The organism is Acidiphilium rubrum (genome assembly GCF_900156265.1).
Lineage (GTDB): Bacteria > Pseudomonadota > Alphaproteobacteria > Acetobacterales > Acetobacteraceae > Acidiphilium > Acidiphilium rubrum.
Genome location: NZ_FTNE01000009.1, coordinates 15,032 through 35,952 on the forward strand (window position 1 = coordinate 15,032; position 20,921 = coordinate 35,952).

Below are 20,921 nucleotides of genomic sequence, written 5' to 3' on the forward strand. Positions count from 1 at the left end.
TCGTTCGTGGCTTGCGAGGAAAGCATAGGTAGTTGTGTCGCTCGGCTTGAACAACTGGAAGTTGAACATTACGGTTGATTCCGAGAGGCGTCAGGAGTCACCATGAGTTCGACCTTGCAGATCATTGGGCCGGCGGCGATCGATCTGATCGAGGGGACGACGCTTGCCAGCCTCGATCTGTTGCCGCCGGGCGGGCTTGCGGTGAGCGATAGCAATGCGGCTGCGTCGATCAGCGTGACGCTGAGCAGCAGCGTCAGTCTTTCGGCCAGCAGCGCGGGCGGGGCGACCGTGATCGATTCCGGCGGGGCGCTGACGTTGAGCGGGGGGTTGGCCGCGGTTAATGCGGCGTTGGCCAGCCTGATACTGACCGGCACGGCGGCGGGGGCGGCGACGCTGGCGATGACCGCGAGCGATGGCACTGCGAGCGCGAGCACGGTCGTCGGGCTGGAGACGCTGCCGGATCGCGCGCCGGCGTTTGTTGCGCCGGCCGCGAGCCTTGCGCTGGTGGCGGGGGTTGGCGCGTCGCTGGGGCTGACGTTGGCCGATGATCCGGCTGTGGCGCTGGGTTTGCTCGGCGCGGCATCGGAGGGGTTGAGCGTTACGCTGCTGGCCTCGTCCGGCGTGCTGTTGCTCGACCCTGGCGTGGCGCCGGGGATCGGGATTGCCGGGGACGCGACCGGGGCGTTGACGCTTTCGGCCACGAGCACCGAGTTCGCGAGCCTGGATGCGGCGCTGGCGGCGGTCAGGCTCGATGCCGGGTCGGGCGGGTCGTTGCGCTATATCGCGAGCCAGACCAGCGGGCCGTTGGCGCTGACCGATACCTCCGGCAGTCTGAGCTATACGACCACCGGCACGATCGGGGCGACCGCCGAGAGTTGGGCGGGGCAATCGATCGGGTGGCAGACGGCGGCGGCGTGGTCCGGCGATGCGACGCCGGGGCTGGGGACGGATGTGACGATCGGCGGCACCGCGACGGTGCTGGGCTTTGGCGTGGCCGCCAGCCTGAGCGTGGCGCAGGGCGCGGTTGTCGATGTCGAGGCGCAGATCGGCCTGGCGGCGGCGACGCTTGCGAGCGGGAGCACGCTGGTGCTGGGGGTTGCCGCGGTTTCGGTTGCGGGGAGCCTGGTGCTCGATGCGGCGACCATCGCGATCGGTGCGGCGGGGAGTCTGGCGGCGGGTGCCGTGTCGGTCGGGTCGGCGGGTGCGTTGATCGATTTCGGCACGGCGGTGTTGGGCGGCATGGCGGTGGATGGGGCGGCCTTGCTGCCGGGCGGCGTGCTGCTGGATGGGCCGATCGGCATGGGATCGGGCGGGTTCATCGATTTTGCGGGCAGTTTGCAGGCGGATAGCGCGGCGCCATCGGTTGGGTTGACCGCGATTTCACTGGCAGCCGGGGCGACGATTGCCGGGGCGGGTACGCTGATTACCGGCAATTTCAGTTTTTCGGACAATATTGCCGGGCCGGGGACGATTGTTGCGAGCGGTCCGACGGCGTTCGAGGTGCTGGCCGGCAGCGTTGGCGGTGGCGTGCATTTCGTGATCGATCCCGGAGCGTCGCTCGAATTCGGGGCGGTTGCGCCATTGTATGGCGTGTTCAATGCGACGCCGGTGACGGTGGGCGGCGATGCGACGATCAGTTTCGCGCCCGGCGCTTCGGCGGGGCAGGATGCGACCGGTTATGCGAGCACGCTGGGCGAGCAGGGCGGCGTGCTGGTGATCGATAATCCGGAGAGTTTTTCCGGCACCATTCTGGGATTTCTGCCGGGCGAGCGGATTGTGCTCTCGACCCTGTCACCGGCCTCGGTGTTCAACGTGACGACCAATTCCTTCGAGGTCGAGGGGTCGGTGATCGGCAATGCGACGCAGAGCGTGATCGTGACGCTCCATGCCAGCCTGGCCGCCGGGCTGACGCCGGTGATCGAGACCGATGCGGCGGGGAATGCGGTGATCGGGCTGCGTGCGGCCAGTGCGGTGCTGGATTTGAACGATACGGCCGCGAGCCTTGCGGTGATCGATGCGGTCAATGGGGTGGCCACGCCGATCGAGGGGCTGGGCGTGCTGGTGCCGAGCGATGGGTCGGCTGGGTTGGTGCTGACGATTACGGCGAGCCATGGGCTGATCGGCGATGGTGGCACGACGGGGAGCGCACTCACGCTGAGTGCGACGAGCGCGCTGGCGTTGAACACCGATATGGCGGCGCTGAACTATACCGCGCCGGGGAGCGGTACCGGCGATGTGTTGAACTTCAGCGGTTCGGCGGGGCTGGCCGGGCTTTCGGCCGCGATCGCCATTGATATCGGAGCGGCGGCGACGCTGGGGTTTGCGGGCGCGAGCGGTGCGTTGTTCGATTCGGGCAGCGCCTGGAACGGTGGTGCTGCGCCGGCGGTGGGGGATGTCGCGGCGTTTTCCAGCCATCAGGGCGCGCCGTTGCTGGTCGGTGGGGTTGGGGCGGCGAGCGAATTGTCGATCGGCGGGGCGTATGATTTTGCCGGTGCGCTCGACCTTGCGGGCTCGGCGGGGGTTGCGCTCGAGATTAGCGGTGGCGGCTTCGCGCTCTTCGATGCCGATGCGGTGGTAACGCTGGGTGCTTCGGCGGTGATCGGCGATGTGGGTGGCGCGGGCACGCTGGGGATTGCCGGGACGGTGTATGCGCCGTCGGATACCATCGTGGTGGGCGGCGTGGCGGCGGCGACGGGCAGTGTGCTGGATATCACCGGCAATCTGCTGCTGGCACAGGCGCTGGATTTGGGTGGTGGTGCGGCAGCGACGCTCGATGTGACCGGCAATGCCGGGTTTGCCGCCACTACGCTGGGCGGGGCTGGTGCGCTGGCCAGCGGGTTGATCCGCGCGGGCGGGGCGGCGACGCTGGCGCTCGGGGCGCTGGATATTGTGGCGGGCACGCTGGCGCTCGATGGGGGCGCGACGGTCAGTGCGGCGGCGGTGACGCTGGGCAGCGGGTTGGTCAGCCTGGCCGGTCAGAGCGAACTGGTCGCCAATTTCGGGCTTGATATCAATGGGGGGTCGCTGGCGGTCGGCGCGGCGGCGGTTGCCAATTTGTCGCCCGGGACGCTGGTCATCGGTGCGTCCGGCGTGCTCGATCTGGCTGGTAGCCTGAGCGTGGGCGCGATCGGGCAGGCGGGGGCGGCGACGATTGCGGGCGGTAAGGCGGTGGTGAGCGGTGCATTCAGCCTGGCTGGGGGTGCGGTGCTCGATATGGCGGCGGCGACACTGGCGGTGGGCAGCTTGACCCTTGCGAGCGGGGCGACGCTGAGCGGGAGCGGGGCGATCGGCGCGGCGGTTGCGGGGGTCGATCTGATCACGATCGATGCGGGCGGGGTGATCGAGGCGGTCGGCGGCAGCCTGACGCTCGGCGGCGCGCTGGTCGGCGGCGCCACCATTGCGGCGGGGGCGGCGCTTGACCTGGTGGGTGGCGCGAGCGGCGGCACGCTGAGTTTTGCGGGCGGCAGCTTCGCGGGAAGCGACGCGGCGCTGGTGGTGAACGATGTCGCGGCGATGCAGGATGCGGTGGGGAATTTCGCGAGCGGCGATGTGATCGATCTGATCGGGATCGCGCCGTCGCTGGTCAGTGTGACGGGCGGGTTGGTGCATGTGGGCACGCAGACCGAGTTCGCGCTAACGGCGGCGAGTGGGGCACCGGCGGCGGCGGTGGCGGCGGATGGGCATGGCGGCAGCTATATCAGCGCGGGGGGGGCGATGCCGTGTTTCGTGCGCGGTAGCAGGATTTTGACCGGGACGGGGTATCGGCCGGTGGAGACGCTGCGCCCGGGGGACCTGGTGGTGACGCGGGATGGCGGGGCGCAAGCGATCGGGTGGATCGGGTGGCGGACGATCGATCTGGCGCGTGATCCGGCGGCGGCGGCGCTGCGCCCGGTGGTGATCGCGCCGGGCGCGTTCGGGCCGGGGCGGCCGCGGCGGGCGCTGGCGATCTCACCGCTGCACGCGATTTTCGTGCACGGCGTGCTGGTGCCGGCGGTTCTGCTGGTCAATGGCGCGACCATCACGCGCGATGAGCGCGGGTTTGCGGTGACCTATTATCACGTCGAGCTCGATCGGCACGCGGTCGTGCTGGCCGAAGGGCTGGAGGCCGAGACCTATCGGGATAATGGCAATCGGGACCGGTTTCTGGCGCAGTGTGGCACGCCGGGTGTGCCCGTTGATGCGTGCGCGCCGCTTGTGGTGGGCGGGGCATCGCTGCGGGAGGTGCGGGCGGATCTGCATCGCCGGGCGGGCGCGCTGGGGTATCGGGTGGTGCATGGGGCGGTTGCGGCGGCGCGGATCGATGGGGTGGCGGCGCCGGTGGGGGCGCGGCGGCATGGCGGGCGGCTGATGTTTGATCTGCCGGTCGCTGCATGGCATCTGGCGCTGGATTGCCGGAGCGGGATGGCGGCCGAGACCGATCCGGCTTCGGAGGATCGGCGGCGGTTGGGGATTTGCGCCGGGGTGCTGCGGGCGGATGGGCGGCGGGTTGCGGTATGGCACGGTGCGGGCTGGCATGCGCTGGCGCCGGGGGATCGGGGGTTGTGGAGCACCGGGCGGGCGATGGTGCATCTGCCGCGCCCGGCCCGGCGGATCAGCATCGATCTGGTCGGCAGTGTGCCGCGGTGGGAGCGTGATCCGGCGTTTCTGGAGGGCGGGTTGGCAGGGAAGGGGAAGACTTCTTTTTTGTAAAAAAGAAGCAAAAAACTTTCCGACCCTGGTGCACGGGCGTTTTCACCGGCACGGTCTCAAATTAACAAAGTTTTTTTTGCTTCTTTTTTGTTCACAAAAAAGAAGATCTTACCTTACCTTACCTTACCTTACCTTGCCGGTGTCCGATGGCGATGGTGCCGCACGCTTGTTTCGCGCCGGCGAAAGCGTATCTGGGAGCGATGACATCAGAGCTGACGCGCCGGAATTTGCAGATTGCCATTGCCGTTGCGGGGATCGTGCCGGTGGGGGCGGGGTTGGGCGGGATTTTGCTGGGCACCAATTTTGCGGGTGATCCGCAATCGCTGCCTGATCTGACCAGCATGTATGTGTATCTTTCGGGGTTGTTGCTCGCGATCGGGCTGGTTTTCTATGCCAGTATTCCGCATATCGAGCGCCACACCGGGCGGGTGCGGCTGTTGACGCTGATTGTGGCGATCGGCGGGCTGGCGCGGTTGGCCGGGATTTTTCTGCATGGGATTCCGGGGCCTTCGATGTTTTTCGGGCTGGTCATGGAACTGATCGTGACGCCGTTTCTGTGCTGGTGGCAGTCGCGGATTGCGGTTTCGGGGTGATTTCGCGCCGTGATCCGCCGCGATTGACGCGGGTGGGGCGGGTGAAATTTGACATTGGGGCGCGGTTTGCTTAACCACCGGCGCATTGCTGGGAACGTGGACGCATCCCCCATTTCGGTGGCGGTCGGTGTGCGCCCGTTTTGTCGCGCTTGCGGGCGAGGCGGAACCTACCGGTGCAACATGAGGCGAAATTTCGCCCGATAACGAAGGAGTACGGCGCGCATGACCAAGCGTACCGAAAGTAAATACAAGATTAACCGCCGCCTCGGGGTGAACCTGTGGGGCCGCGCGAAATCACCGATCAACAAGCGCGACTACGGTCCCGGCCAGCATGGCCAGCGGCGCAAGAAGCCGTCGGATTTCGGCGTGCAGCTGATGGCCAAGCAGAAACTGCGTGGCTATTACGGCAATATCGGCGAGAAGCAGTTCTATAAATATTATGAGGAGGCGGTGCGCCGCCGTGGCGACACCTCGGAGAATCTGATCGAATTGCTGGAACGCAGGCTGGATGCGGTGATCTATCGCATGAAATTCGCGATCACGCCGTTTGCGGCGCGCCAGTTCGTCAGCCATGGCCATGTGCTGGTCAACGGCAAGCGGGTGAACATCGCTTCGTACCAGGTGCGCGATGACGACACGATCGAAGTGCGCGAGAAGTCGAAGCAGCTCGCCGTGGTGCTCGATGCGACGCAGAGTGCCGAGCGCGATGTGCCGGAATATATGGAAGTCGATCATCGCGCGATGAAGGGGCGGTTTACCCGTGCGCCGAAGCTGGCCGATGTGCCCTATCCGGTGCAGATGGAACCGAATCTGGTGGTCGAATTCTACTCGCGTTGATCTGACATTATCTGTTGGTTGAAAACCGGCTTCGCGCTTGTGCGCGGGGCCGGTTTTTTTGTGCCCGGTGCGGTTTGGCTTGTCGTTAAATTCGGCTCATTTCGCCGATTGGGCATTGTTTGGTGCGTTTGATCCGGCAGAATGGTTCGGTCGACGGAGATTTTGTTTCAGGGAGATCAAGCATGACACATTCGATGATCGCGAGACCGCTGCGCGCCATGATGATGCTGGCCGCGGGGTTTGTGATGGCCAGCGCACTTTCGGGATGCATTGTGCTTGGGGGCGGTTCGCCGCCTTCGAAGACCTATATCGTGGTGCCGCCGGGTTCGTCCGCGCCGAATCCCCCGCCGGCGAGCCAGTAGGGCTCAGCCGGGCGGCGGAAACGCCTGGGTGCGGACTTCATCGGCGTAGCGGCCGATGGCGTCACGCATCAGGCTCGCGCCATCGAGATAGGTGCGGGCGAAGCCGGGCACGTAGCCGCCTGACAGGCCGAGCACGTCGTGCAGGACCAGGATTTGCGCATCGGTGCCGGGACCGGCACCGATGCCGATGGTGGGGACTGTGAGCGTTTTGGTGATTTCGGTGGCAAGCGGGGCGGGGATCGCTTCCATCAGCACCATGCGCGCGCCGGCTTCGGCCAGAGCCTGGGCATCGGCCAGCAGGAGCGCCGCGGCGTCGGCGGTTTTGCCCTGTTTTTTGAACCCACCGAGTTGGCGGACATGTTGGGGCGTGAGGCCGATATGGGCGCAGACCGGGATGGCGCGGGCCGAGAGGAACGCCACGGTTTCGACCATCGGTGCACCGCCTTCGAGCTTGATGATGTCCGCCCCGGCCTTGACCAGCAGGGCGGCGCTGGCGAAGGCCTGGGCGGGGCTGGCTTCGAAGCTGCCGAACGGCAGGTCGGCCATGATGAGGCAGGCTTGTGCGGCGCGGGCGACTATTTCGGTGTGGTAGAGCATGTGCTCGAGGCTGACGCGCAGCGTATCGCGCCCGCCCTGGATGGTCATGCCCAGGGAATCGCCGATCAGGATGCCATCGATGCCGGCCTGTTCGGCGAGTTTGGCGAAGGGGTGATCGTAGGCGGTGATCAGGACGCGTTTGGTTTGACTGCGCTTCGCGCGATCCCAACTGGTGAGCGATTTGCGGTCCGGCGCCGGTTCGGCGCGGGGCGGGATACTGTCCATGGGTTTGGGTTCCTCGTGTCGGCTTTGGCGGAAGCTTAGCCCACCGGCGCGGGTTCCGCGATGATCGTTTCGGCATCTGCGGTGATCTGGCGGAGGGTGCCGTTCGCGACGTCGAAATAAAACCCGAGCAGTTTGAGGGTGCCGGCGGCGCAGGCGGCGGCGATCCATGGAAAGCTCATGAGGTTTTCGAGCGAGACGCGCACGCTTTCGATCTCGGCGCGGCGTTGCGCATGGATCGGGTCGTCGGCGAGCAGCATGGCGCGCTGGCGGGCGGGCTGGGCGATGCGGACCCAGTTGGCGACGAAATCGCGCGCTTCGGGGGGTGGATCGTTCATCAGCGCATGGATGCCGCCGCAGGAGCTATGGCCGATGACGGCGATGCGCTGGACCTTCAAGACGCGGACCGCGAATTCGAGTGCTGCGGAGGTGCCGTGGTTTGCCATGTCCGGCGCGTAGGGCGGGACGAGATTAGCGATGTTCCGGACGACGAACATGTCGCCGGGCCGGGAATTGAAGATCATTTCGAGCGGCACGCGGGAATCGCAGCAGCCGATGGCCATTGTGTGCGGCTGCTGACCGTTGCGCGCCAGGGCTTCGAGCGCTTCGCGTTGCTGCGGCCATTGCGAGGTGCGGAACCGCTGATAGCCTGCGATCAATTCGTCCATGATTTTTCCTCCGGTTCGATCGAGACATGGTAGCAATGCTGTTGCACTGCGGCAAACTCGGCGTGGGAGTAGGAGAGGGAGGCAAGGAGAGTCTTCTTTTTTGTGAACAAAAAAGAAGCAAAAAAAACTTTGTTCGTTTGAACCCGTGCCGGTTTAAATGCCCGTGCCCCAGGGGCGGAAAGTTTTTTGCTTCTTTTTTACAAAAAAGAAGCGCTACCCTTCCCTTTCGCTGTTCATTTCCACGGCACAATCCGCCCTTGCCGTCGGCCCGATGCGGCGCTTATCATCGATGATTAACGATAGGTGTGTGAATGCCCGATTCAATCGCTGACTCCCTTGCCCCGAAAATGACCGCCTGGCGGCATCATTTGCATCAGAATCCTGAACTGTCGCTGCACGAGGCGAAGACTGCGGCTTTTGTGTGTGAGACGCTGACCGAGCTTGGCATCCGGTTCGAATCCGGCATCGGCGGGCATGGCGTGGTTGCGACGATCCGGCGGGGTGGCAACCGCAGCGTGGGATTGCGGGCGGATATGGATGCGCTGCCGATCATCGAGGCGACCGGATTGCCCTATGCCTCGCGGACGCCGGGCGTGATGCATGCGTGCGGCCATGACGGTCATACCGCGTCGCTGCTGGGTGCGGCGATGATGTTGCGGGATGATCCTGACTGGTCCGGCACGGTGCATTTCGTGTTTCAGCCGGCCGAGGAAGGGTATGGCGGCGCGCGGGCGATGCTGGCGGATGGTATGCTGAGCCGGTTTCCGATGGAGCGGATCTTTGGTTATCACAACTGGCCGGGGCTGGAAGCCGGGACCGTGATGATCCCCGATGGGCCGATGATGGCGCAAGGCGAGCGGTTGGGTATTACCATCCATGGCCATGCCGGGCATGCGGCGATGCCGCATCTGACCGCCGACCCGGTGCTGGCGGCGGGGCATGTGATTGTGGCGCTGCAGTCGGTCGTGTCGCGCAGTGTCAATCCGCTGGAGGCTGCGGTGGTTTCGATCTGCGTGATGCAGGGGGCGGAGGCGGAGAATCAGATTCCCGATGTGGTGACGTTGCGCGGGACGTTTCGCGCGTTGATCCCGGAGGTGTTCGATCTGGTTGCCGGGCGGATTCGTGACGTGGCGACCCATACCGCGGCGGCGCTGGGATGCCGGGCCGAGGTGGTGTTCGAGCGGACCGTGGCGGCGACGATCAATCACCAGGACGAGGCTGAACTGGCGCGGGCGGCGGCGGCCGGGATCGGGCTGCCGGTGCGCAAGGATTTGCCGCCGACCATGGCGAGTGAGGATTTTGGCTGGTTTTTGCGGGAAATTCCCGGTGCCTATGCGTGGATCGGCAATGGGCCGGCGGCGGAGGGTGCGTTTCTGCACAACCAGTTCTATAATTTCAACGACGCGATCCTGCCGGTTGCCGCGCGATATTTGGCGGCGACGGCCAAGGCGGCGCTCGGCGGATGAGTGCGGCGGCGTGGTCGGCGCCGATTGCGACGGCTGAGCGGCAGGCGATGGCGCGGACGATGGCGGGTATTGCGGCACCGGCCGATGCGGTGCTGGCGGATGATCCTGTGGCGGTGGTCGAGGCGGCATGCCGCGATCGGGTCGGGTTGGTGACGGTGACCTGGCCGGGGGTTTCGGGGCCGTTATGGGTACGGGCCGGCACGGCGGATGTGGGTGATCTGATTGGTGCGATGCGCGATACCGCCGGAGCGCTCGTGTTGCCGTTCGTGCCGCGCCGGATCATCGAGATCGGCGCGGGGGCGGGGTATCGGACGGTGGCGCTGGCGGTGGCGTTTGCCGAGGCGACGATTGCGAGCGTCGAGCCGATTCCGGCCGAGGCGCGGCTGCATGCGCTGAATACACTGGCATGGCGACAAATTATCGGAGTGCGGGCGGCGATTGCCGAGACGGTGACGCGCTTCGGACTGGGCCGCGCGGCGGAGACCGGGCGGATGGTGCTGCTGCCATCGGTGGATGGGCCGATCGGGGGGATGACGTTGGCCGCGCTGATCCAGCAGCTTGGCTGGGATGGGGTCGATCTGCTCGTGGTCGATCCGGTTTCGTGCCCCGATCTGGCTCAGATGGGGAAGGCGGTGGCGCGGGCGCGGGTCGTCGCGGTGCGGCGGCCGGGGCCGGATCTAGGTGAGGCGCTGGCTGGGACTCATGCGCGGGAGTCATCGAGCGAGTGGGATTTGTATGTCCGGCACGCGGGCGCGGGGCCGGGCGGGCCGGTGCGGCGGGATTTCGTGTTCGATGTCGGTGGTGCGGTCGCGGTTTGCCGGCGGGTTGATGTGATGGATGCGCCATGGGCGTATTTTCCGATCGGCGATACCGGGTTCCGGTTGCATCCGAATGCACCGGGAATGGCGGCTGCACGATTGATTGTGCAGCATTTTGTGATGGGACGGACGGCGTTCGAGGTGCGGGTGCGGCTCAATCACGTAGCGGCGAATCCGGTGCGGTTTCGCGTGGTGATCCGGGCGGCGGAGCGCGGACGGGTGGTCCATCAGGCGGAGATTGTGCTGGGTGCGGCGGAATCACGGTTGTGGCGGTTCGATGTTCCGCTGTTTTTCGGCGAGGCTGCAATCGAGTTTGCGACCGAAATGGCTGACGGCGGCAGCAACGGCCATGCCTGGGCAGAATTCCTCGACCCGGTCTTTTACGAATGAAAGTTTTTTGGTTCTTTTATACAAAAAAGAACCCTTCCTTAACCTTTAGATTCTATCCCGTATGGAATGGTCAGACCCCGCAATCATCCTGAGCCTGGCGCCGTATGGGGAGGGCGATCAGCGCGCGATCGTGCTGACCGAGGCGAACGGCGCGTGGCATGGGCTGGCGCGCGGCGGTGCCTCACGCAGGGGTGCGCCGGTCTGGCAGGAGGGCAATCTGATCGCGGCGCGGTGGGTGGCGCGCCTGCCGGAGCAACTCGGTACGCTGACCGGGGAGTTGGTGCATCCCGCAGCGGCGCTGGCGATGAACGATGCGATGGCTTTGGCGGTGCTGCGCGCGGCCTGTGCGGTGGCGGCGGGGGCATTGCCGGAGCGTGCGGCGCATCCGGCCGCGTTTCTGGGGCTCGCGCGGTTGATGGCGGGGATCGGCATTGCCGGCGCGGCCCTGCCGGCTTTGGTGCGGTTCGAGGTCGAACTCCTCAGGGAGCTGGGCTATGGGCTTGATTTTACGGCATGTGCGGTGAGCGGGGTGCGCGAGGATCTGGCCTATGTTTCGCCGCGCACCGGGCGGGCGGTTTCGCGTGCGGCGGCGGGGGTGTGGGCGGAGCGGCTGTTGCGGCTGCCGGGGTTTCTGGTGGGCGATGATGCGGCCGATCTGCCGGCGTGCCGCGACGGGCTGGCGCTGACCGGGCATTTTTTGGCGCGCGATGCGTTCGGCGCGCGGCATGCGCCGCTTCCCTCGGCGCGGGTCGCCCTCTATGACCTCGTGACACGACGGATAAACGGAGAGACACATGCCGGATGACCTGACCGGAACCATCCAGGACACGCCACTGGCGACGGCGCTGTCGGAGCGGTATCTGGCCTATGCGCTCTCGACCATTATGTCGCGCTCATTGCCGGATGTGCGCGACGGGCTGAAGCCGGTGCATCGGCGGCTGATTTTCGCGATGCGGCAACTCAAGCTTGACCCTGGTTCGGGCTTCAAGAAATGCGCCCGCGTGGTGGGCGATGTGATGGGGAAGTTCCATCCGCATGGCGATATGTCGATCTACGAGGCGCTGGTGCGGTTGGCGCAGGATTTCGCCTCGCGCTATCCGCTGATCGAGGGCCAGGGCAATTTCGGCAATATCGACGGCGATAACGCGGCGGCGATGCGTTATACCGAAAGCCGGATGACCGAAATCGCCGCCGCGCTGCTCGACGGCATCGATGAGGACACGGTCGATTTCCGGCCGACCTATGACAATGAGGATTCCGAGCCGATCGTGCTGCCGGGCGCGTTTCCGAACCTGCTTGCCAATGGCGCGGCGGGGATTGCGGTGGGAATGGCGACCTCGATTCCGCCGCATAATGCCGGGGAGTTGTGCGAGGCCGCGATCCATTTGATCCGCAATCCGGGGACTGAGACGGCAAAGCTGCTCGATTTCGTGCGCGGGCCGGATTTTCCGACCGGGGGTGAACTGGTCGAGGACCGAGAGACGCTGCGGCTGGCGTATGAGACCGGGCGCGGCTCGCTGCGGGTGAGGGCGCGGTGGAGCCGATCCGACCTGAAGGGTGGGATGTGGCAGATCGTGGTGACCGAGATTCCGTATCAGGTTCAGAAATCGCGCCTGATCGAGCAGGTGGCGGAATTGCTGGCCGAGAAGAAACTGCCGCTGCTGGGCGATATTCGTGATGAAAGCACCGAGCATGTGCGGATCGTGCTGGAGCCGAAATCGCGCACCGTCGATCCTGATATGCTGATGGCGAGCGTGTTTCGCGCAACCGCGCTGGAGACGCGGTTTTCGATGAACATGAACGTGCTGGATGCGGACCGCACGCCGCGGGTGATGAACCTGGCGGAGATGCTGCAGGCCTGGCTCGATCATCGGCATATCGTGCTGCAGCGCCGCTCGCGCCACCGGCTGGCGGCGATTGCGCGGCGGCTGGAGATTCTGGAAGGCTATATCACGGCGTTTCTCAATCTGGACGAGGTGATCCGGATTATCCGCACCGAGGATGAGCCCAAGCCTGCGCTCATCGCGGCGTTTTCGCTGACCGATGTGCAGGCCGAGGCGGTGTTGAACATGCGGCTCCGCAGCCTGCGCAAGCTCGAGGAGATGGAACTGCGCCGCGAGCACAAGACGCTGAGTGCCGAGCAGAAGGCGCTCAACGCGATGCTCGATGATCCGGCGAAGCGCTGGGCGCGGATCGAGGCGGAGATCGAGGCGACGCGACAGAAATTCGGCGCCGGGCCGCTCGGGGCGCGGCGGACCAGCATCGGCGGGGCACCGAACGTGATCGAGGTTACGGCGGAGGCGTTCATCGAGCGCGAGCCACTGACCGTGATTTTGTCCGACAAGGGCTGGGTGCGGGCGCTGAAGGGCCATGCTGTGGCCGATGCGGAGTTGAAGTTCAAGGAGGGCGATCGGCTCAAGACGCTGCTGCGTTGTTCGAGCGTGGATCGGATTGCGGTGTTTGCCACCAACGGACGGGTTTATACCGTGCGGGCGGCGGATTTGCCGCGCGGGCGGGGCGATGGCCAGGCGATTCGCCTGCTGATCGAAATGGGCAACGAGGACGAGGTTGCGAACCTGTTCGTGGCCGATGCTGCGGCGCGCTACCTGGTTGCGAACGATCAGGGGCGCGGGTTTATCGTTGCGGGAAGCGAACTAGTCGCCGAGAAGCGCACCGGCAAGCAGATTTTGACGGTCAAGCCCGGCGAAGAGGCGAAATTCTGTTTGCCGGTCGGCGGGGATCATCTGGCGGTGATCGGTGAGAACCGAAAACTGCTGGTGTTTCCGCTGGACCAAATTCCCGAAATGGCCCGCGGCGCCGGGGTGATTTTGCAGAAATACAAGGATGGCGGGCTGGCGGATGCCAAGAGTTTCACGTTGGCCGAGGGGTTGACCTGGCGGTTGGGTGACAAGACCCGCACTGAGACCCGGCTCGCCGAGTGGCTCGGCGCGCGCGGCCAGGCCGGGCGGTTGCCGCCGAGCGGCTTTCCGCGCACGGGCGTGTTCGGCGCGAGCGTGCCGGGCGATGGGGCAGGCTAGCGCTGCGATTGCGTCGGCCGACCGGGCGGGTCTGCCGGGTCTGGGTGGGCTTGCGCTGAATTTTCGGGCGATTTCGCTGCTCGAAGGGGTGCGCGCGGCGATTGCGGTGGCTGGCACCATGGCGGTTGGTTCGCTGCTCGGGCTGCCGCAACTGGGGTTGGCGGCGCTGGGCGCGCTGCTCGCCTGTTTTGCCGATCCGGGCGGCCCGGTGCGGGCGCGGCTGCCGCCGATGCTGGTGTTCGGCGTGCTGGGTGCACTGTGTTTTTCGATATTCGGGCTGATCCTGGCGCGCAGCCCGGCGCTCGCGATCCTGGCGGCTGGGGTTACGATTTTTGTGTGCAGTTTTGCCCGGATTTATGGGCAGAGCGGTATGCAGACCGGCAATCTGGTGTCGGTCGCGACCGTGTTGTCGCTCGATGCACCGATCCGGTCGGTCATGGCGGCGGTGCCGCCGGGCTTGGCGTTCTGGGCCGGTGCGGCGGGTGCGGCGCTGCTGACGTTGGCGTTGTGGCGGATCCGTCCGTTTCATCCGGCGCGGATGGCGCTGGCGGATCTGGCGCTGGCGCTCTCGGCGCTGGCGCGGGATCTGGTGGATCTGGCCAATGAACCCAAGCCGGACGAGGATGGGTTCGATCTGCACGCGCGCGGTCATCGACGGGCGGTACGTGAGGCGATCGAACGGGCGCGGGGAGTGACGCTTGCGACGATCAGGCGGCGTGGCGCGGCGAGCCAGCGGGCGAATGCGATCGCGCTGCGGCTGGCAACGTTCGATCAGATGTTCGGCGCGATGATTGCGGTGGGGGAGGCGATGGCGGCCGACCCTGGCGGCGCGCCGGCATCGCGCCAGGCGCTGCGTGATCTGGCGCCGTTGCTGGCGGCGCTGGCACCGGCGATCGAGGCGGATCGGTCGCTGGATACCCCCCCGATTCGTGAGGCGCTGCGGCGGTTCCGCGATGATATTGGTGCAATCGGCGAGGAGGCACCGATCCGCCGGTTGCTCGATGCGGTGGCGGATCGGCTTTCGGTGATCGTGACGGTATCGAACGCGCCGGGACCCTCGCCGGTGGCGGATGGCGCGGCGATCGACTGGCGGGGGATGATCTTCGGGCCGATCCGCGCCAATTGGACGCTGGAATCGGTGCCGCTGCGCCACGCGCTGCGGACCGCGATGGTAACCACGCCGGTACTCGGGTTCGTGCAATGGCTAGGCAACCCGTTCGGGCACTGGCTGGCGATTACCGTGATTTTCGTGTTGCAGCCACATTTTTCGGCGACCTGGGTGCGCGCGCTGGAACGCGTGGGCGGAACGGCCGCAGGCGGCGTGCTGGCCGCGCTGATCGGGCTGGTCTGTCATACCAGGCTGGAACTGGCTTTGGCGATGATCCCGCTCGCGCTGGTGGCGTTTGCGATCCGGGGGGTGAATTTCAGTGCCTACACCGCGGTGCTGACGCCGATGATCGTGCTGCTGATTGAACAGATTTCGCCGGGGACGAACCAATGGACCATTGCCTTGTCGCGGGTGGGCTTCACCCTCGCTGGTGGTGTGCTCGCGGTGGCGGCCAACCTCGTCTTGTGGCCGAGTTTCGAAGGAAACCGGCTTGGCGCGGCGCGGGATGCGGCAATTGCGGCGCATCGGGATTATCTGGCGGCGAGTTTTGCTTATCTGGTCGATGGCGGGGCACTGCCGGAGGCGGCGCGGCGGCAGGCGGGGCTGGCCAGCAATAATCTGGAAGCCTCGGTCTCGCGCGCGCTGATGGAGCCGCACCGGGGGCATGATCCGCTGCTGCGCTCGGCGCTGGTGGTCGATGCGGCGCTTCGGCGGACCGCCGGGCGGCTGGCGGTGCTCAATCTCGATCCGCTGCCGGATGCCGGCGAGGCGGCATTGTGGCAGCGCTGGCGCGATTGGTTGGACGCCGCGCTAGACCCCGCGCGCGGGCCAACGCCGCCGACGCCGCAGGCGGTGCAGCGGCCGGCATCGGCCGAGAGTTTGCGCCGGCTGGCGCGGCAGGCGGAACTGGTGTTCGAGGCGATCAAACCGGAGGTGTCCGATGAGCGGGAATGAGGCGAAACCCTCGCGTGTCGTATCGATCATCGAGGCGCTGCTGTTCGGCGGGCGATGGCTGCTGGCACCGCTGTATCTGGCGATGGTCGTGCTGCTCGCCCTGCTGGTCGTGCGGTTCATCATCGAGATGGTGCACGCCGTACCGCAACTGCCAACCATGGATGAAACCCATGTGATCATGACGACGCTATCGCTGATCGACCTGTCACTTACGGCCAATCTGGTCGTGCTTGTGATTTTGACCGGGTATGAGAATTTCGTGGCACGGATTACGCTCGCCGAAGGCGATCGGCGACCGGAGTGGATGGGCAATATCGATTTCTCCGGCCTGAAACTCAAACTGATGGGATCGATCACCGCGATCGCCGCCGTGCATGTGCTGCGGGTGTTTCTGGAAGTCCGGACCGAGCCGGATCGGGTGGTGATGTATCAGGGCGGGCTGATGCTCGCCTTCGTCATTACCGGGTTGCTGCTGGCGCTGACCGATCGGGTCGCCGGTCATGGATAGGCGATCAGGCGCTCCACGAAACGGGTGAACAGGTCGGGGTCGGCCTGGAAGACGTGCGGCTCGATCTCGCTGATCCCCTCGGTCAGATAGGCGATCCCCTGGCCGCGTAGCGCGGCGATGGCGGATTGGTCCGGCGCGGGAAAGCGGATCATGCCGGAGATGGCCCCGCGCGGGGCGAACAGCGCATTGTGCATGCCCGAACCGGCCTGGCCGAGAATGATGTTTGCCTGCGCGAACAGCCCGACCTGCTCGGCAAAGGACAGGCGCTCCGGCCGGACGATGCGAAAGCCGAACCGCGCTTCGGCGATATCGGCGAGTGCCACCTCGTTCGCGAGTCGCCGACGCGGTGCCGCCGGGTTGGCGAAATCGCCGCGGGCGACGAACAGACGCGGCGCAGGTTCCGCCGGCTGCTGGCCAACGCCGGACGCGAAAGCATCGATCAACGGCGATACCAGCGGGTGATACCCTTCCGCCCGCGTCAGCAAAGGCAGGAGCAGCGCCTGATCGAGGTCGAGCCGCTCATGCGCGGAATCGAACCAGATCGCGCGGGCCGGATCGATGCCGCAGTGGCGCTCCAGAATTTCGATCAGCCAGCCGGACATCTGTCGGTCCAGCACCGGCAACGCCGCGCCGAACAAGGCGGGAAACCGCTGGGCCAGTAACAGCTTCGGCAGCATCTCGATCAGGAAATGGCCGTAGACCTGCACCCCCCAGCCATGAAACACCAGCCCGAGCCGCCGTTCACGCCGCGCCGGCAACGCCAGTGCCGCCGGCAGCATCGTCGAACCCGGACGGTCTAGCTCCGGACGCACATAAATCGGCATCATCGTATTATCATCGAGCAGCCGATTACCCGACCAGATCAGGCCCGGCCCGCCCAAGGTAACCGGCATCGGTCCGAGCATCGCGAGGTCGAACGGCGCCGGCGCCGGACACTCGCTATGATAACGCCGGTAATAATCCGAGATGAACGCCGCATCTCCGATCGCCACGGCCGGCATAGCCGCCGGTGCCCGCGCCGCCGCCAGGCGCACCCGACCGACGCCGGACGCTACGAGCATGTAATGCCGGAGCCCTTAGAACCCGCTATCTTTAGGAATGGGGAGGACGGCCGCGGGATCGGGGGCGGCGATCGCCGGGACGCCCTCCCCATTCTTAAAGCTAATGGATTCCAAAGGCTCTGCCTTTGGCGGGGTCCAGGGGCAGAGCCCCTGGCCTTCCTTCTGCCAGCACTCACCCCAGTTCTTCGGGGTTACTGTTCGTAATGGGCGGCGACGAGGCGGTCGAGCAGGCGGACGCCGTAGCCGGTGGCGCCTTTCGGGGCGACGGCGCCGTCTTTGCTGGCCCAGGCCATGCCGGCGATATCGAGATGGGCCCAGGGGATTTTATTGACGAAGCGCTGCAGGAACTGGGCGGCGGTGATGGCGCCGCCGGCGCGGCCGTTGCCGAGGTTTTTCATGTCCGCGATGTCGCAGTTGATTTGTTTGTCGTAGGCATCGGCAAGGGGCATGCGCCAGACGGTCTCGCCGGTGTATGTGCCGGCTTCGATCAGGTGGTTGGCAAGATCGTCGTTATTGGCGAACAGTCCGGCGTTTTCGTGGCCCAGGGCGACGATGATGGCGCCGGTGAGGGTAGCGAGGTCGACCATGAAGCGCGGTTTGAAGCGGTTCTGGGCGTACCAGAGCACATCGGCCAGGACGAGGCGGCCTTCGGCGTCGGTGTTGAGGACTTCGATGGTCTGGCCGGAGGCGGATTTGACGATATCGCCCGGGCGTTGGGCGGTGCCGGAGGGCATGTTTTCGACCAGCCCGACGAGGCCGACGGCATCGACGCGGGCTTTACGGCCGGCCAGGGCGGCCATCAGGCCGATGACGGTGCCGGCGCCCGCCATGTCCCATTTCATGTCTTCCATGCCGGCGGCGGGTTTGATGGAGATGCCGCCGGTATCGAAGGTGACGCCTTTGCCGACGAAGACGACCGGCTCTTTCGGGGTGGGTTTGGTTTTTTTGCCGGATTTGCCGGTGGGTTCGGGTTCGGACGCGCCGAGCCATTGCATGACGACCATGCGAGGTTCGCAGGCGCTGCCCATGGCGACGCCGAGCAAGGCGCCGAAGCCGAGTTTTTCCATATCGCGCCGGTCGAAGATTTCGACTTTGACGCCGAGGGATTTGAGCGATTTGGCGCGGTCGGCCATTTCCTCGGGGGTGAGGATGTTGGCGGGTTCGGAAACCAGGTCGCGCGTGAGTTCGACGCCAGCGGCGAGGGCGGCAAGCGGCGCGTAGGCGGTGCGGGCGGCGGCGGAATCGTCGGACAGGACGGTGAGATCGGCCAGTTTGGGCTTTTGTTCGTCTTTCAGCGTGGTGCGGTATTTATCGAACCGGTAGGTACGCAGGCGGGCGCCGAGGGCGGCGTGGGCGAGCATGGGGGCGGCGAGGCCATCGCCAGCGATGGCGGCGGTTTCGTGTTTCATGAGCGCGGCAACGGCACTGGCGCCGGCGGCTTCGGCTTGGTGCGCAGTGAGTTCATCGGATTTACCGATGCCGATGGCAACGACGCGGTCGAGCCCGGCGCCGGGTGCGAGGAGCACGGCGGATTGGCCGCGCTTGCCTTTGAAGGCGGCGGCGGCGAGGGCGCGGTTGAAGCCGCCGGCGAGGGCGGCATCGAGCGCGGCGGCGAGGCCGGTATGGGCTTCGTCTTCCCCGAGCAGCAGTGCCAGCGCACCGGATTTCGGGAGGTCCATGCGGCCGAATGTAATATCGATCATGCTGTGCGTTTCATCCCTGCTTGTCATTTCGGATCGGCTGCCATCATGCCCGCCTATTTGCGGTTTTCCAAGCCCGGCGATATGGACCGCGCATGAATGATGTTGATTTGCTTGAGCTTGCGGCCTCGCTGGCCGAGGCCGCGGGGCGTGAAATTCTGGCGGTGCGGGCGGGTGGCTTTACCGTCGATCACAAGGAGGACCACTCGCCGGTGACGCTTGCGGACATGCGGGCGGAGCGGGTGATTGTCGCGGGGCTGCGAGCGGCGGTGCCCGAAATTCCTGTGATTGCCGAGGAGGAAGTGGCGGCGGGCCGGCTGACCGAGCCGGGAGCGCGGTTCTGGCTGGTCGATCCGCTCGACGGCACGCGCGAGTTTGCAGCCGGGCGGGATGAGTTTGCCGTGTGTGTGGGGCTGGTGGTCGAGGGACGGGTGGTGCTGGGTGCGGTCGGCGCACCGGCACAGGGGGCGGTGTATGGCGGCATCGTGGGCGCTGGCGCGTGGCGGCAGGATGCGACGGGGCGGCGGCCGATTGCGGCGCGGCTGCCACCCGAGGAGGGGATTACCGTTTATGCATCGCGCCATTATGCCGATGATCCGCTGCTGGCTGAATATCTGGCGCGGTACAAGGTGGCGCATCTGACCAATATTGGCTCGGCGTTGAAATTCTGCCGGTTGGCCGAGGGTGTTGCCGATTTTTATCCGCGGTTGGGGCGGACGATGGAGTGGGACACCGCGGCCCCGCAGGCGGTGCTGGAGGCGGCCGGTGGACGGGTGGTGACGATGGATGAGCGGCCACTGAGATATGGCAAGGCGGGATTCGAGAATCCGCATTTTCTGTGTTTTGGCGCGGGGTGAGGCGAAGCCTCTGGGCGTTTGGGCGTCGCCGCGATTGCGTTCAATCGGATTCGAAGTCTGACGCCTGGTTGCCGAGGAGGAAACGGGGGCCTGGTCCGGCGCGGGCGGCGCGATCGTTCGGGTTGTAGAGGGCGCAGCGATCGAGCGAGAGGCAACCGCAACCGATGCAGCCGCCGAGCAGTTCGTGGGTTTTTTGCAGCAGCGTGATCTTCGCGGCGAGGGCGGATTGGAGTCTGGTGCCGATGGCTTGCCAGTCCGCGGCCGATGGCGCGTGGCCTCGTGGCAATGTGGCGAGTTCGGCTTCGATTTCGCTGATGGTGAGGCCGAGTTGTTGCGCGATCAGGGCGAAGGAGAGGCGCCGGATATCGGCGCGGGCGAAGCGGCGCTGATTACCGGCGCCGCGGGTGGCGGTCACGAGGCCGCGGGTTTCGTAGAAGCGGATTGCGGAAACGGACAGGCCGGTTCTGCGGGCGAGGTCACCGATCGATAGGGTGGCGGCCAGATTTTTCATGAATACCAGGAAAAAATGCTTGATCTCAAGTTAGCTTGAGGTTCCAGACGTTGCAACCGGCGAGCGATTTCCGCCTGAACATTGAGGAGATTGAAATGTCGGCTTTACGGATTGAGCATGTGAATATCACGGTTGCGGACCCTGAGCGCACGGCGCGGCTGATGGCGGCGCTGTTTGACTGGCGGGTTCGGTGGAGCGGTGCCGCACGGAACGGGGGCCATTCGATCCATGTCGGGACGTCGGATCATTATGTGGCGCTCTACAACGGTGGCCAAACTGCCGAGGTGTTCGCCAAGGGGCGGCCACTGAACCATATTGGCGTGGAGGTTGATGATCTGGCTGATACCGAAGCGCGGGTGATTGCGGTGGGGTTAACGCCGTTCAGCCATGATGATTATGAGCCAGGGCGGCGGTTCTATTTTTTCGACCCGGATGGAATAGAATATGAGGTGGTGAGTTACGCGGCGCCCTGAGGGCGCCGCTGGCCTCGTTCGAAGAGTTTTTTGCTTCGTTTTTTCAAAAAAGAAGCTCTTCCTTAACCT

Annotated in this window: 17 protein-coding genes; 12 read left to right on the top strand and 5 right to left on the bottom strand. The window is 65.7% G+C overall.

Features of this window, described 5'->3' with window-relative positions; all coding sequences use genetic code 11:
* Positions 1–102 precede the first annotated feature (102 nt).
* From BW994_RS08435 to BW994_RS19175, 4 genes are all read left to right on the top strand, one after another.
* Positions 103–4,689 (top strand): Hint domain-containing protein, encoded by a 4,587-nt coding sequence (locus BW994_RS08435; RefSeq protein ID WP_051657204.1) that lies wholly within the window; start codon positions 103–105, stop codon positions 4,687–4,689.
* Between the two features lie 200 nt (positions 4,690–4,889).
* On the top strand, positions 4,890–5,282 hold the full coding sequence (locus BW994_RS08440; RefSeq protein WP_029311029.1) for a DUF4345 domain-containing protein: 393 nt from the start codon (positions 4,890–4,892) through the stop codon (positions 5,280–5,282).
* Between the two features lie 222 nt (positions 5,283–5,504).
* Positions 5,505–6,119 (top strand): 30S ribosomal protein S4, encoded by a 615-nt coding sequence (gene rpsD, locus BW994_RS08445; RefSeq protein WP_029311030.1) that lies wholly within the window; start codon positions 5,505–5,507, stop codon positions 6,117–6,119.
* A gap of 182 nt (positions 6,120–6,301) precedes the next feature.
* The gene (locus BW994_RS19175) at positions 6,302–6,481 is read left to right on the top strand and encodes a hypothetical protein (protein WP_139334042.1); all 180 of its coding nucleotides are present in this window, start codon (positions 6,302–6,304) and stop codon (positions 6,479–6,481) included.
* A 3-nt stretch (positions 6,482–6,484) separates the two neighbouring features.
* Here the strand turns inward: BW994_RS19175 and panB are convergent, their stop codons facing one another.
* Positions 6,485–7,303: a 3-methyl-2-oxobutanoate hydroxymethyltransferase gene (panB, locus tag BW994_RS08455; protein ID WP_051657205.1), complete on the bottom strand. Its 819-nt coding sequence runs from the start codon at positions 7,301–7,303 to the stop codon at positions 6,485–6,487.
* A gap of 35 nt (positions 7,304–7,338) precedes the next feature.
* Positions 7,339–7,968 (bottom strand): carbonic anhydrase, encoded by a 630-nt coding sequence (locus BW994_RS08460; RefSeq protein ID WP_029311033.1) that lies wholly within the window; start codon positions 7,966–7,968, stop codon positions 7,339–7,341.
* Positions 7,969–8,279: 311 nt separating this feature from the next.
* Here BW994_RS08460 and BW994_RS08465 point away from each other — a divergent pair, with 311 nt between their 5' ends.
* The 6 genes from BW994_RS08465 to BW994_RS08490 all read left to right on the top strand — a co-directional run bounded on the left by BW994_RS08465 (position 8,280) and on the right by BW994_RS08490 (position 16,250).
* Positions 8,280–9,434 (top strand): amidohydrolase, encoded by a 1,155-nt coding sequence (locus BW994_RS08465; RefSeq protein ID WP_029311034.1) that lies wholly within the window; start codon positions 8,280–8,282, stop codon positions 9,432–9,434.
* Positions 9,431–10,642, top strand: coding sequence for a hypothetical protein (locus BW994_RS08470; RefSeq protein WP_029311035.1), 1,212 nt, complete (start codon positions 9,431–9,433; stop codon positions 10,640–10,642). Before BW994_RS08465 ends, BW994_RS08470 begins: the two co-directional genes overlap by 4 nt.
* A 61-nt stretch (positions 10,643–10,703) precedes the next feature.
* Positions 10,704–11,447, top strand: coding sequence for a DNA repair protein RecO (gene recO / locus BW994_RS08475; RefSeq protein ID WP_029311036.1), 744 nt, complete (start codon positions 10,704–10,706; stop codon positions 11,445–11,447).
* A complete protein-coding gene (parC, locus tag BW994_RS08480) occupies positions 11,437–13,680 on the top strand; it encodes a DNA topoisomerase IV subunit A (protein WP_029311037.1) in 2,244 nt (747 codons plus the stop codon). Before recO ends, parC begins: the two co-directional genes overlap by 11 nt.
* A complete protein-coding gene (locus tag BW994_RS08485) occupies positions 13,667–15,742 on the top strand; it encodes an FUSC family protein (protein ID WP_029311038.1) in 2,076 nt (691 codons plus the stop codon). The genes parC and BW994_RS08485 overlap by 14 nt, the downstream gene beginning before the upstream one ends.
* Positions 15,729–16,250 carry a TIGR00645 family protein gene (locus BW994_RS08490; RefSeq protein WP_029311039.1) on the top strand — a complete coding sequence of 174 codons (522 nt, stop codon included), beginning with the start codon at positions 15,729–15,731 and terminating at the stop codon, positions 16,248–16,250. The genes BW994_RS08485 and BW994_RS08490 overlap by 14 nt, the downstream gene beginning before the upstream one ends.
* On the opposite strand, the gene BW994_RS08495 is transcribed toward BW994_RS08490, so the two are convergent.
* Positions 16,241–17,311, bottom strand: a complete 1,071-nt coding sequence (locus BW994_RS08495; protein ID WP_245594061.1) for a glycosyltransferase family 61 protein — start codon at positions 17,309–17,311, stop codon at positions 16,241–16,243. The genes BW994_RS08490 and BW994_RS08495 overlap by 10 nt on opposite strands.
* A 191-nt stretch (positions 17,312–17,502) precedes the next feature.
* Positions 17,503–19,014, bottom strand: a complete 1,512-nt coding sequence (locus BW994_RS08500) for a leucyl aminopeptidase (RefSeq protein ID WP_029311041.1) — start codon at positions 19,012–19,014, stop codon at positions 17,503–17,505.
* 92 nt (positions 19,015–19,106) lie between these two features.
* Between BW994_RS08500 and cysQ the strand changes: the two genes are divergently transcribed.
* Positions 19,107–19,868, top strand: a complete 762-nt coding sequence (gene cysQ / locus BW994_RS08505) for a 3'(2'),5'-bisphosphate nucleotidase CysQ (RefSeq protein ID WP_029311042.1) — start codon at positions 19,107–19,109, stop codon at positions 19,866–19,868.
* A 40-nt stretch (positions 19,869–19,908) separates the two neighbouring features.
* On the opposite strand, the gene soxR is transcribed toward cysQ, so the two are convergent.
* The gene (gene soxR, locus BW994_RS08510) at positions 19,909–20,379 is read right to left on the bottom strand and encodes a redox-sensitive transcriptional activator SoxR (RefSeq protein WP_029311043.1); all 471 of its coding nucleotides are present in this window, start codon (positions 20,377–20,379) and stop codon (positions 19,909–19,911) included.
* 95 nt (positions 20,380–20,474) lie between these two features.
* Here soxR and BW994_RS08515 point away from each other — a divergent pair, with 95 nt between their 5' ends.
* Positions 20,475–20,852, top strand: a complete 378-nt coding sequence (locus BW994_RS08515; RefSeq protein WP_029311044.1) for a VOC family protein — start codon at positions 20,475–20,477, stop codon at positions 20,850–20,852.
* The last annotated feature ends 69 nt before the right edge of the window (positions 20,853–20,921 follow it).